The organism is Patulibacter sp. NPDC049589 (assembly GCF_040675535.1).
Taxonomy (GTDB): Bacteria; Actinomycetota; Thermoleophilia; order Solirubrobacterales; family Solirubrobacteraceae; genus Patulibacter.
The window spans coordinates 36,254-49,958 of sequence record NZ_JBFAPC010000020.1 but is presented as its reverse complement, the minus strand read 5'-3'; the positions used below and the strand labels follow the sequence as shown (position 1 = coordinate 49,958).

General features: G+C 66.9%; 3 protein-coding genes. All 3 read right to left on the bottom strand.

The window, feature by feature from the left end:
- Nucleotides 1-508: 508 nt before the first annotated feature.
- From AB0L40_RS05955 to AB0L40_RS05945, 3 genes are read right to left on the bottom strand one after another with little or no spacing between them, the layout of a single operon-like run.
- Complete coding sequence (locus tag AB0L40_RS05955; protein WP_364350656.1) at nucleotides 509-2,656, bottom strand: UvrD-helicase domain-containing protein; 2,148 nt, start codon at nucleotides 2,654-2,656, stop codon at nucleotides 509-511.
- Nucleotides 2,656-8,970, bottom strand: coding sequence for a DEAD/DEAH box helicase (locus AB0L40_RS05950; RefSeq protein ID WP_364350653.1), 6,315 nt, complete (start codon nucleotides 8,968-8,970; stop codon nucleotides 2,656-2,658). Before AB0L40_RS05950 ends, AB0L40_RS05955 begins: the two co-directional genes overlap by 1 nt.
- Entirely contained in the window at nucleotides 8,967-13,703 is a 4,737-nt protein-coding gene (locus tag AB0L40_RS05945; protein WP_364350650.1) for a hypothetical protein, read from the bottom strand. Before AB0L40_RS05945 ends, AB0L40_RS05950 begins: the two co-directional genes overlap by 4 nt.
- Nucleotides 13,704-13,705 lie beyond the last annotated feature (2 nt).

Sequence of the window (13,705 nt, the reverse complement as noted above, 5' to 3'; positions counted from 1 at the left end):
GCCTGACGACGGTCGCGCGGGGCCCGACGATCACGACCGCAGGTGGGGCCACTTCAAGCGTCGACAGAGGGGCCACTTCAGATGTCCACACCCACCCGCCCACCTGGCTCTTTTCAGCTGGAGGCGGGAGGTGGGCGTGCACATCGGAGCGCAATGCTCACGGCAATGCGTCGATACCCGCCACCGACGTGAACGTACGTCGAGCCCTCATCGTCGAGGTGCAGGTACCCGCGGGTCCGCGCGTTCTTGTAGGCCTGGATTCGGCGACCGTCATCCAGTTCGACTTCGCACATCCACATGAATTCGTTCGGCGCAGAGGTATCAAGTCCAAGCAGAGGGCCCCACCGGGGGCGGTCGAACTGTTTGACTCTGCCCCGCAAGACCTCGTGACGTGCCATGCGCCTATTTCTCGCACCCGCCTAACTCCGACTCTAGGCGGGACCGGTTCAATCGGCTGGCGAAAGTGTGCCGTCCACCAGCACAGCCGGTGTTCCAGCGCTCGTCGCTGCTATTCAGCCCACAGCATGCTTGGCGTCCCCGAGCCGGTGAGCGACAGCTCGTCTCTCGCTCGAGTGCAGGCGACGTACAACAGGCACCGCTCGCGAAGAAGGTCGAGCTCGTGCTGTACCGGATCTTCACCCTTCGAAGTCACGGCAGCTGGCAGGGGCACCGTGTCGGCGTTGAGCGCGACGAGCGCGAGCCTCGCGAACTCGAGCCCTTTCGCAGAGTGCATCGTTGCCGTCCGAACACCGGTGCCATCGTCTGCGACGTCGGTCCAAACGATGCCCCCGCGCGAGAGCGCATCCTGCACGGGTTTGAGCACGGCGCGGGTCCGGCCCGTCACCCCAATAGACGACGGAGCGACACCAGAGGCGAGCCACGCTTGAATCTTGTCGGCCACATACTGGGCCTCGTCTGCAGGCGTGACGAAACGCGCTGAGGTAGGCGCCGGCCCATCGAACGCGGAGCGGTAGCCAGCGATCTCCTCGACGCCTCCGTCCAGATCGTCCACAGCCTCGCCCCGCAGAATCCGCTGCGCCTGCGCGAGGATTGCCTGGCTCGTCCGGTAGTTGATCTTCAACCGGCGCGAGCGGCCGCGGGTCTCGATCCCGAGCCGGCTGAGGCTGACCCGGTAGTCGTAGATGCGCTGGTGAGCGTCGCCGACGATGAAGAGGTCGTTCGGGCCCTCATTCACCGCTGCTCGGATCAAGCGCCACTGGGCGGGGTGGAGGTCCTGCGCCTCATCGATGACCGCGTGGGCGAACAACCGGCCACCCTGCGTCTCGCCGCTTCGCGCGGCCAACTGGTCGGCTGCAAGATCCGCCGACTGCAGATACGTCGCGCGGTGCCTCGTGGCGAGGTCCGCGGTCAGACGCTCTATGGCGCTCCACACGATCTTGCGTTGCGGGCGCGTCATCCGGACCCCGCGACCGGGCCTGGGGCTCGTGGCGTATTCCGGAAGCGAGCGAATGCCACGAGCCAGCACGACCTGTTCCCACTCGGCGATCAGGAATCGCTGATCCAGACCGAGCTCGTCGAGGCCCGTCATCCCCACGGCCTCGTGCGCCAGCTCGCGCAGTTCGTCCGACTGTGCCGGTCGCAGTCTCGACGACGCCGACGCCAATGCCTGACTCGCGAGTGCGTCGACCGTGGTGACCTGTAGGCGGCGGTACTCCTCGGGCGCGCAAAACGTCCGGAGGGTCCGTTCGAGGTTGCTCGACAAGCTTCGCGTGAACGTGGCAACGAGGATGCGGCCCGTCGTGTCACCGGATTCGTTGAGCGCCCGGGCAAGGAACCGCGCCCGGTGGATGAGCACCACGGTCTTCCCGGTACCGGCCCCGCCGGTGATCCTGGCCGGACCGTTGTAGACCGGCTTCTCGGCCAACTTGCGCTGTTCGGGGTGGAGAAAGGTCCGCCAGGCCTCGAAATCCCCGGTCAGGAGCTCGACGAGCTCGTCGTCGTTCGTGGTGACGATGAACGAGGACTTGCTCGCCGGGCGTGTGAGCGCCGAGTCGAGATCGTTCGTGTCAATCGCCTCGGTCGGGTCGACCTCATACGACGCCTGGATCTCCTTCCAAACCTCGTCGACCGATTTGCCGTCGGCCAGCAACAACACGGCGTCGGCCTGGGCTTCCGGCAGATAGTTCGCGATCGAGTAGAGCTCCTCTTCGGTTGCGATCCGTCGAAGAATGGGCACCAGGTCCTCGTCAACGCCGACCTGCGCAAAGTCGCGGTCCCGTCGCTCGCTGAACAACGCCGCGGAATCATCACCCGAAGGCCTTGGGCCAGCGTCCGGTCCCATGAGAGCCGAGACGTGCTCGGCGACCCCTGGGACGTCGAGGATCTCGACGATGCCGGTCACGGGGTTCACGCCGAAGCGTTGGCGCACGGCCCACTCGTTGGCGTCGTCATGCGCCATGACTCGAAGAAGCGCGTACCGCGCTTCCCCCAGCCGGACGACGACTCCCCGCCAGAAGCCGTCGACGCGAACGGTCCGCACGCGGTCGTCCTTCGAGGCGTTCAGCTTCTCCAGGTGCACGCCGCTGTGGGCGGCGTGCTCGAACTTGTCCGGAAGCTCACGAACCTTCTGACGAACGACCGGCTGGAGCTTGGCGAAGTCATCGAGGAACTGCTTGGCGAAGACGAGGGTCGGCATCAGACCGCTTTCGGCTCGAGGGCGGCGATCAAGTTCTGCGGGTCCCACTCGTCCGACGGGCGGATGGCCCACCCGTGGGCGTCTTCTGGATGATCCGCCCCTGCCGCCAGGATGCCGACTTTGCGAGTCGGCCACGCGACTTCCACGACGGTTCCGTCCGCCCAGCCCGGCTCGAACCCGACCACGAAATCGTCGTACGTGACCGCAGCTGCCGCGATGGCCAGCGCCTTCGCAGCAGCATCGAAGCAGTCTTCGAGCGCCGACTCGATGCCGAGGCCGGCGATGCTCGCGCCCGTGGCCGTCGGCTCCGCGACCGCGGAGCTCGCCTCGGACTCGTCCGGCACGAACGAGTTCGTCGTCGTCACGATCGATTGATCTCGAAGGCCCGTGAGGAGGTTGCCGAGGTGCATCCAATCTGCCCACTCGTCCTGTGCGACCGGCGCCGAGGTGTCGAGTGCGAGGACGGTCGTGCAGGTCCGTCCCGCGTCCGCCCGGGGGTCAAGAATCGAATGCCCTCGAAGCCCGCCTGCGCTCTCCCACATGATGGCCTTCGCTTCGCAGGGGACCGGTGACGCCTCGGGCGCGCCATGGAGCACCGCCTGGTGAACCGCGAGCTCGACCGAGGGAACGTCCAAGACGATGCCGTTGTGAATCGGGCCGAGGGCCAGACCGGTGGCAACCGCGTGCCAACCGGCTGCCTCTGGGGCACGGAGGAACGCCATCAGCTGCTCGAACGCCCCAAGCTTCAGGACGTTGGCGAGCGAGTGCTCCTCCCCAAGCTGCTTGACGATCGCGGTAGACGCCTTGTTCCGCGCGGGCATCGCGACCGGGGTCACGGCTCCGACCTTGCCATTTGTCTTCGCCGCGTCGAACGCGGCCTTGACGTCATGCCACGTCATCGTCCAGACGCCGATCTCGGACTCGCGAAGTGACGTCCGCCGTGCGGCGTCCCAGTCGATCTGCGCCGAGTCTTTGCCGTGGTACTCCCAGCCGTCGAGATAGATCGCCATGGGCGGCGTTCCGGCAGCGTCGACCCTTGTTGCGTAGAAGTCCGGAACCGTCTGATGCGCCGACAGGTTCACCTGTTCTTGGATCTCCCAGTGAGGCCCGTCCTGGAAGCGCACTTCGAAACGCGTCCGGGCGGCGTGCTCCGGATCCGGGCGTGCGGTGACCTGCGCCGGAGCGTGGTCGACCCACCGCAGGAGCAGCGCCTTGAACATCCGCTCGAGCTCCGACTGGACAACCGGGGTGAGGTTGACCCCCGTGATCGTTCCTTCGGGGGCGGGTTCGAGGTTCCATTTCACGAGGATTTCGTCTAGCAGCTCGAGGGCTACGTCTCGTGAGACGACGGGGAGCTCGTGGCGTTCAATTCCCCCGTACAGGCACCGATGACAGCCGGCCTTGCCTCGCGTCTGACATTCGCACGTGGTGATCAGGTCGCGAGCGCGGCTCAGTATCCGCTGCAGCGCCGCGGGGTCCGCCAGCCGGGGCAGGTATCCGGTGCCACCGGGCACCGTGTCGTGAAGCACGACGAAACGGTTGCGGTCCTCCGGACTGCCGCCTCGGGCGGGAAAGTCGGACTCGAGGACTCGAAGGTGCGACGGATCACCACCGAACGAATCCCGAAGCCCGAGCATCAAGGCCGCTTTGAACGAAGCAACCCGTTCGGCGTGTTCGTACTCCGCAACCGGCAGGAGGATTCGAACCGCCTCGGTGACGAGCTCATGGACCAGCGCGAGCGGCTCCCACCGCTCCTTTCGTGCGCCGGACCGCACCTTGCACCACGTGCGGTGATGGTCCTTGTCGGAAGGGTCTCGGCGGTCGCCGCGAATCCCCATGACCCCACCGCAATGCGCGCAGACGTGAAAGAGCCCCACCTGACCATCCACGCCGCCGATGCGCAGTGCACGGGGCTGATGACTCTGCCCAGGACCGAGGTTCAAGAACCGGATCGTCGCAGCGCGCGCGGTCTCGACACCGAAGACCGTGTCCGGGTCCGTGTGCATCCAAGCCGCGCTGATGTCCTCAGTGTCGATATCGACCTGGGTCCGGACGTCATGAAACTCCCGGTCACGGTCGTCGCTTTCGTCTCCCACCCGAGCGGTCGCTTCACGCTCCGTTGACGAGACGATGCGCAAGGGCAAGACGTTGAGGGTGGCCCCTTGGTCAGCCACGCCGAGCGACCCGCACCGAGGACACTTGGTGAACTTCTCCGCGGCGTCGATCGTCGCCCACGAGCACTCGGGGCAGAGCCGCCAGCGCTGATGTGACGGTTCGTGTTCCGTCCCGTTGTCGACCGCATCGATACGGACCCGATGGGCGTTGACGTAGAACCAATTCCCCGGCGCGAGCTCGCGGATAGCGCGACTCGCCGGCCGAACGTACTCGCCCCCTTCCGAGATGAATCGACGCGACTTCTTGTCGTTTTCGTCGTGCTCCGGGTTCGGACTCCAGAGGGAAACTTCGAGCGTGACGGAGTCGTCAAAGAGGGTGTAGTTCGGCATCAGGCCGAGCGCCTCGAGCTCGTTCAGGGTGACGGCTTCTCGTGCTTGCTTAAGCCGCCTCGAGAGGTAGCGCAGCTCGAAGACGACGCGCCCCAGAGCGGCCTGATCGTCCGGCGTCTGTGACGGCTTCTCCTTCAGCGCCTTCTCGCGGTCACGCAAGCGTTCCCGCTGGTTCGTCAACGTCTTGAGTTGCGCGTGCCAGCGGTCAATGACGCGCTCGACATGCGGCGTCATGTCGGTTGCCGCCCAGTCCTTCAGGCGCCTGGCGACGGCGGGGTCCAGATGCACACCGAACAGACGAACGAAGGCGGTGACCATTCCCTCCCCCGTTCCGGCCTCGAGGATGACCCGCATCCACCCGCCGGGCTGCATCCCCGACGTGGCGGTCTGCCCGATCGTTCGGGGCATCTCCCCGGCGGCAGGCAGCGGTCCGGACGGCCCCTCCGCCGCACGGTCGACGAGAAAGGCCAGGTATTGCCGCCGCAGAATCTCGATCGCGTCGAGGTAGCAGTTCGGCGCCGTGATCTCGCCGGCGATCATGAGTTCCGGATCCTGCAGGAAGTACAGACTCCTCGGATCGCCCTCGGCGAATGTCGTCACGAACGAGTTGCCGGTGCGACGCCCGGCCCGTCCGACCCGTTGAACGTAGTTCGATTGTGTCGGCGGTACCGCGGTCAGCATCACGGCCGAGAGATCGCCGATGTCGATTCCCATCTCCAGGGTGGGCGTCGCGGCGAGGACATTGGGCGCCTCAGGTCCTCCTCCGTCCTTGAACCCCGTCTCGACGGCTTCACGGTGCTTGCGGTCCAAGAGACCGGTGTGCTCCGCCGCGACCACCCGACGGATGCGTCCTTCGCGATAGAGCCCGCGGTAGTAGTTCGTCGGCAGATTGGAGGATGCCGCGTAGAGCCCCGTGCACCGAAGCCTCAGGCACGGTCGCCCGACCCAGCGCGCCAGGTCATCGGGCGCAGCGTGATGTCTCGTGGCGCAGAGGTCACATCTCACCTCGGCCGGAGGAAACGTCCCACTGCTTGTCGGGATCACGTCGACAAACGCGATCCGATCCGGCGGCAGGCCCCACACCAGGCCCTTCGTCGAGACTCGCTGCTCCAGGACACCGATCCGCACAAGCTCGTCGATGACGTCGCGGACCGCCCTGTCCGCGCCGGGGCCGGTGACGCCCACCACCTTCTTCGTCCACAACGCGACCCAGGTCTGAGCGCCGGCCACGGCGTCGAAGTCGTCAGACGCGGAGGATGTGAAGAACGTCGGTGCCGATATCTGCTTCGGGAACTTCGGTGCTAGGCGGTGTCCCCCGCCCCAGATCAGCCAGCGGCGACCGTTCTCCTTGACGTAATCATCCAGGAACGGGTGGAAGATTCCGCCCCGAAGTCGGAGCCGCTGGAGGAGTCCCTCGATCCACGTCCGGATGTCGCCCGGCTCTGTCGAGAACAACGTCCCGGCGTTGGCCCGCACGGTCTCGGTCGCGAACGCGACGATGCGAGTCCACTCGTCCTCAGTGAGCGAGATCTCGGGCGTCGCCGTGTTCGTGGTCTCCAGCGTGCGACCGAACCGCGACCGGAGCCCGGCCTCAAGCACGGCATCGAAACCGAGTCGCAGCGCGATCGCATCGCGAGCCGCTGCAGCCCCGCTCGTCCCCGGGTGAGCCCAGGCGTCGATCAGATCCTCCTCCCACAGCAGGTCGGGCGGAACGAGCGAGAACAGCGCGTCCGCCGGCCGGTCCTGCGCGTCTGCGCTGCCCAGCGCGATCGCGGCGATGTCCTGCAGAGGCAGTCGCCCGCGCTCTTGGACGGCCTTCGACATCGTGGCTCGCAGGTTGAAGCGGTGGGTCCGCCCCGAGAAGAAGGCCGCACGGTGCGATGCGTCCTGCACGGAGTCGGTGAACGCCAAAAGCTTCCGTTCGTCGTCCGCAACGTGCGGTGATCCGAACATCTGCGTGATGCCCACCGCTGCAAGGGTGGTCACGCGCGAGCCGATGAATCGGATCGCGTCCTTCGTCCCGCACGACGGGCACCGTTGCTCCTCCGCCGCCGCGTCTCGGGACGTCTCCGTCCGGTCGTCGCCCGTCATCCCTCCGACGAGGACGGCGATCCGCCGGTCTTCTTCGTCGACCGAGAAGACCTGGCCACCGATCGGATCGAGCCAGAGGACGTCCGGCTCTTTCGGATCGGCGCGCAGCATTGTCCTGGTGCGCTCTCGGTCCCGTACCGCCGCGGTGTACGGTCCGGCTGGATCATCGTTCACCAGGCGCTCGAGCGCCGCCGCCCCTTGCCCGCTCGCGCGGTTGGCAAGCGCCATCCAGCCGGAGCGCCCGCACGACGTGCAGTGCACCGAGGGAAGATCGATCGTCGCCCGGTCCGGCTCGGGCGGTGAATCGGACCAACGGAACCCCGGGTCCTTCGTCACCGCGCGAAGGAGCCGGGTGACCTCGCGGATCCAGACCTGCACCTCGACGCTGAACAGCGCACGGGTTCCCCCGGTCGCCGTCGTACCTCGGGCCTGCGAGATCAATGCGACGAACCGCTCGAGGGCCACCGCGACCGTGGCCGGCTCGTCGGCCAACACCCGGCCCCATTCCTGCACATACTGGGCAACACCGGCCACGGCGTCCGACCAGAGCCGCGGGCGGTCGGCGGCCACTCGCAGCAACGATGCTGTGACGTGGTGCCGAAGGAGCCGCCGTCCCACGACCTGCGCATCGTCGAACGGCTCGCCGGTGAAGGCCCGCGCGAGGCCATCCAGATCCTCCGGGTCGAGACCCGCGACATCGGCGGGCGCCGGGACGGGCAGCGCGAAGTCGATGTCGTGGCAGACCTGAGCGACGGTCTGTCGTTGTTCGCCGACGATCGACGACGCATCGAAACGGACACCGAAGACCTTCTCGGCGAACCTGCACATGTCAGCCCCGGAACTCGGCGAGGACCCGAGCGTGGCCGATGTTCCGACCGGTGCGATCCCGGCGAGAGGAGTCGCCGCCGTAGCGACCCCCAGACGGTGCCCGAGACGCCTGAGCAACATGGCGACATCGGTCCCCTGAGCGCCGTCGTAGCTGTGGAACTCGTCGAGCACCAGATACGTCAAAGCCTGCCGCCACCCCTCACGGTCAGCGGGCGGGGTGTTGGCGGCCCAGAGTCGCTGCCGGGCGGGGGTCGTCAGCAGCCGGTCGAGCATCTTGTAGTTCGTCAGCAGGATGTCCGGGGGGTCGTCCATCAACGCCGACGCGTCGGACACGAGGTGGGTCGGCCCCATGTCGCGACGCGCCTTCAGGCTCTGGTCGTCGCCGATCCAGACGCCGGCTCGGACCCCGGCGGCCGTTGCCTGCGGATCGGTCAGTGCGGCCGCGATACGTCGCTCCTGATCCGTCACCAGCGCATTCATCGGGTAGAGGATCAACGCCTTGATGCCCCGCTGACCGCGTTCTCGTGCGGCGATGCAGTGGTCGACGATGGGGACGAGGAACCCCTCGGACTTGCCGGAACCCGTCCCCGTGGTGATGAGTGTCGGCTTGGGGGTACGACTCCGGCCGGCCAGCCGCTGCCACGCGGCAACCTGGTGCGCGTAGGGCCTGAAGTCCGGTGGCGTCCACCGGACGCCGAGATCTGCGTCATCGGAGGCCTCGACGAATGGAAGCCGCACGCGGAGATACGGTCCGCGGAAGATCCCTTCCTCCTTGTCGAGCAGAAAGTCCGTCAGCTTTGCGTAGGTGTCGTCCTCGGACAGCGCGAACGTCGTCGCCAGGTACTCGACGATGCTTGTCCGGAGGTCGCCGGCGACGAGCGACGGGATCATGCGGGCTCTCTTGTCGTTCCAGGTGTCGCCGGAGCCGGGACGTCGATCTCGTATCGCTCCGCGAAGGTGCGGTACGCGTGCGACATCGCCTTCTCTCGGTCGGCCGGCGTGAAGGGCGGAACGAAGGGGCCGAGGTCCACGTCGGTGTCGCCGTCGATGTATGCCTGCACACGCGGCCACACCTTCTTCCAACCGCGCTTCCCGCTCGCCTTTGCCTCCGCCTCGATCTGCGCTTGGACGAAGCCGTACTGGTGCCAGTCGCCGCAGAGCTGTCGTCCGCGCGCGTCGAACAGCATCTGGTGTTCGTAGCCTAGGAGCACAGGGAACTGCGAGCGGTACACCGCCGTCAATGCCTCGACATCGACGCCGACGATCAGGGCGCCGAGTGCGTCGAGTTCCGTGAGGAGCAGCCATCGGTCGAGTTCGCCGCGTACCGGAACGCCCATATTCCATGTCTTGGGGGGCGCAGCAAGGGAGCGGGTTGCTGCGCCCGAGTTGGTGAACTCATCCACGTCCCAATCGGAATGCACCAGTCCCTCCCAGAGCGGTGCGTACTCCCTCGTCAATGCGTTCAGCCGTAGCGTCCGGTGCACGAGCGGGGCTGCCAGCGGCTCGTCCTCGGCCGAAATCGGGAATCGTGCGACGACGTTCGAATGAAGATCGGTCGCACCCGAGACGCGAACGAAGAAGTCGGCGAGGATGCCCGCCAAAAGACCGGTGAAGGCAACGGTCTGTCGATCGTCGGTCAGACCGCCGAGATAGCACACGCTGACGGCCGACGGGCGGGGCGGGATGAGCGCACCGAAGACGGAACGAGCGGTGTTCGAAGCGATCTGCCTGCGGACCATCAGCCGGAACCGTTCGGTGTTCGGCGTGCCGTCCCACTCGGCGATCTCCTTGTCGAAGTCGGCGCGATTCGCCTTCCGTTGCCAGTTGGTCCGTGGGACCACCGTCTCCGGAAGGCTCGCGAGGTCCCAAGCCGCGTAATCCTGTTGATGCCGGCCAGTCACCCGTGGTTGCTTCGCGAAGGGCAAGCAGATCCCGACGTGTGGCCCTTGAAGGATGACCTCGTCCCAGGATGCGGGGACCGCGGTGCGCTCTTCGATTAGCCCGCGCCGCGGTGCTGTCTGCTCGTCGAAACCGCGAGTCCAGAAGTGCGTCGCGTCGCCGAGACGATGCGGGTACTTCGCGATCGCTTCGACGGCCGCGGCTTCCGCGGTGGTCACCGACTTCACGACCGGCGCCGACTCCGGGACCGAATACGCCAGGAGTTTTGCCCAGGCCGCGAGGACGTCGGCGTCGACCGTAACCAGCCGTTCCCGGTGTGGACGAACATCCCACCCCCCGGTGGCGAGCTTCCTGCCGGGAAGCTCACCCGTACCGTCGTGGTCAACGCTCCGGTCGATGACGCTTGGGTGGTAGACGAAGGCGGACTGGACGAATTCGACATGCCCCCGGTCCCCGCTGTAGACGTGAACGCCGTATTCCTTCGTATGGCTGATCTCCGAGAACAGCTGCAACTCGTTGATGAAGTGATAATGCGCGCGGTAGTGGCGATATGCCGCCGCCCGCAAGGTCGCGGCGTTCGGGTCACCCAGATGACCCTCGGGGTGCATCAACGCGATAGCGCCAGCGCTCTTGGCGCGCCTCCAAGCTCCCGTGATGAACAGGAAGTAGAGGTTCGTCTGTTGTCCGCCCAAGAGCTCTTCCCGGGTCACGGCGCCGAAGCACGCGTTCAGGCCCGCGTTCTCCGCGCGCTCAGCGAGGTACCGAGCTCGCGACCGCCCATCCTGCAGCGCAGCCGATCGCCGCGCGCTTCTCTCGGTCTCCGGCATCGGACTCGTCACACCGAACCACGGATCGGCTTCCGCCAGAGCGTCGGCGTCCGACCACCTCGGACGTACCCATGGCGGGTTCCCGACCTGCAGGTCGAAGCCCCCGGCCGCGAATACAGGGGAGAACTCAAGCTCCCAATGGAACCACCGCTGCTGCTCGGCGATACCTCGAGCCTGAGCCAGCCACGGGTGTCGCGATGTCACGTCATCGATCGAGCTCCCCGCAGGCAGCGGAAGCGCCCCTTCGTCCGCGAACAACACTCCTGACTGCCAGGGCTCGTCGATTCGCAGGAGGGCTTCCGCCGTTGCAAGCCACTCGTCGAAGGTCGGAAGACCAACGCCGTGTTGCGGCGACCACAACCACAGGGCGCACCAGGCGTCCATCAGCGTTCGAAGCCTGGTCGTCGCCGACCGGGGATCGCTCAAGACCCGGCGAATGGCCTCATCGCCAAACCGACGGCCGCCGGCCGGGGTCGCCGCTCCCCAGACATCCACGTGTTGCCGCGTCGCCGACCAGAGTCCTTGGACCTCGGCAAGCGACTCTGCCCAGAGTTGTTCCACCCGGGTCGCCAGCGCGCCGAGGCGTTCGGTCTGCCGCTTGTTCGGGGCGAGAAGGACTCGTGCGCGCCAGCGCTTGACGTCGTCGGTCCATTCGGCAGCCAACTCCCGGACCTCGTCCGCCTCGGCGGCGGCCCCCCACCCCTGCCCGGGAAGCAGGAAGTGATGGATGTCCGCTGCCGACCCCAGCGGGACGTCCCTCAAGGCTCGATCCTTCGGAGCCTGGGGAGCCGCCCCAGTCCACGCAGCGTTGCCGACCTGCTTAAGGGTGTAAGTCGCTCGACGCGCTCCGACGAGGCTGTTGCCCGCTCGCAGCCGCCCCCCGAACCATGGCGCCTGCAGTCCTGCGTGCATCGACCCCAGCCAGAGGCTGACCTCGGCGAGCTCGACCGCAGTCTGGTTCAGGTCGACACCGAACGCCTGGTTCACCGCGAAGTGCGCTTTGGCCCGTTGAAGCTCGAGCTGGTACCGGTCCGGATCGATCGTCTCGCCGGCCTCATCCTGAGCCGCCTTCAGATAGCGCACCGAGAGCTGCGTGATGGCTTCGTTCAGAAAGGCCCCGGAGCCGAGGGCGGGCTCGCAGACCGTGAGATCGAGGATGCCCGCCGCGTCGAGTCCCGGACGCTCCTGAAACAGCACATCCAGGGCATGACGGACCGTGAACTCGGTGAGGATCTCCGGTGTGTAATAGCTCGCCGACCGCTGCCGATCACGGCCGGAGAGCCGGAACACGAACTCTCCCTCCTCGTAGCGCACCCGAGCCCTGGAGCCGTCGTGGCGCTCCTCGGTGAGAAACAGGTCGTCCGCGAACTCTGCCGCCCGGTCGACCGGGATCACCCAGGATCCGTTGTCAGGATCGCCGTCTTTGTCGAGCTCGTAGAGGGGCTCGGTGGCCAGGAACCCGCTGTACGCCATCAGCCCCTCGTACACCGCGCCGAGCTGGTTGATGCCGAGAGTCGAATACGACACCGGTCGACGGGGCGCGCCGGTGCGCTCCCGCGTGAAGCAGAGGTTCGCGATGACCTCCTGAAGGGTCTCGTCGCGCAGTTGCGTGCGGTCGATGAGCGGGCATGCTTCCGTCCCGAACAGGGACGATCGAAGGCCTGGGAACGTGAGGTCGCGAACGCCGTCGCCGTCGAGCGCCTGAGCAGCCTCGTGGCCGTCGTTCACCAGCCGGAACAGCACGTCGAGCGACGCCTGCAGATGGCGCGCGTTTTTCGCGTGGTCGGTCTGTAGGTCAACGAGCGCCGTATCGCGAAGACGGGCGACGCTGTACCCGGCCTGATAGTCGGGATCGTCACTCGGGAGGATGCCGAGCTCGGGACGGGCCTCCGCGAAGAGCAGGACGATGATGCGGTAGAGGTACCTGAGGCTCTGGCGCGTCAGATCCTGCGGGTCGATCGTGGTCCACGCCTCCCTTCGGCGGTAGCGCACGTCCGCCACCACGGCCTTCGCAAGCAGCTCCACGCTGCGCCGGATGCCGTGACGCAGCTCCTTCGACACGCCCGCCGATTCATTCGACGCGCGATCAAGGAGCTTCGCGAGCGTGCTCTCCGCCCCGTCACCGGGGTTGATGGCATCCGAGCTGAACAAGGCGGCGATCGCGGCGAGCTCGCCCTTCGCCGTTACATCGTGTCGCGCAAGCGCGTCTTCGAGGTTCGCGCCGAGCGACACGCCTTCCCCCCAACGCTCGCGATCCAGAAGCGTGACGGCGCCCCCCGAGACGACCAGGATGTAGCCGGGTGGGTCGTCGGACGTGAAGATGAGCTGGGCTGCGTCGAGCACCGTATGGCCCGCCGGCTTGCCGTTGAGCAGCACCGGGTCGAGCAGCCGGCCCGCCGGGGCGGACCGGCTCGCGACGAGGGCGGCCGGATCGGTGCCGAAGACGGTCTCCAGCGCGACGAGCAACACCCCTTCCGGCGTCTCGCAGCGGTGCGCGACGGGCACCGTCAACGTCTTATCGCCAGAGGTCAACTCCACGGGTTCCCGCTCGTCGGGATCCCATCCAAGTGCGCCCAGGACTGCACGGTTCAGCGTCTGCAGCGCTCGCACACCGTCGGCAGGCAACTGACCGAGGTCGAACCGATCCTGATCGAGAACCGAGGCATCGGGGGAGGTCGAGGATGCCTGGACACGGGACCGATCGAAGTCACGGGACAGTGTGCGCACCCGGGTTCGCGCCGTCGGTTCGGCGACCCGCTCTGACTTATCCCACCGCCCGTGCAGCTCGCCGAGCCCCGCGTCGAGGCGGTGCGTGAGGTAGTAGTCCGAGAAGTACCCGAGGTTGCTGAGGGCCGGGAAGATCTTCTCGGTCGGTGCTGCGGTCCTAGGCGTCGGCATAC

What these genes read in the sequence shown, in the direction of transcription:
- AB0L40_RS05945 (WP_364350650.1), bottom strand. Translation starts at nt 13,703, where the DNA reads ATGCCGACGCCTAGGACCGCAGCACCGACCGAGAAGATCTTCCCGGCC.
- AB0L40_RS05950 (WP_364350653.1), bottom strand. Translation starts at nt 8,970, where the DNA reads ATGATCCCGTCGCTCGTCGCCGGCGACCTCCGGACAAGCATCGTCGAG.
- AB0L40_RS05955 (WP_364350656.1), bottom strand. Translation starts at nt 2,656, where the DNA reads ATGCCGACCCTCGTCTTCGCCAAGCAGTTCCTCGATGACTTCGCCAAG.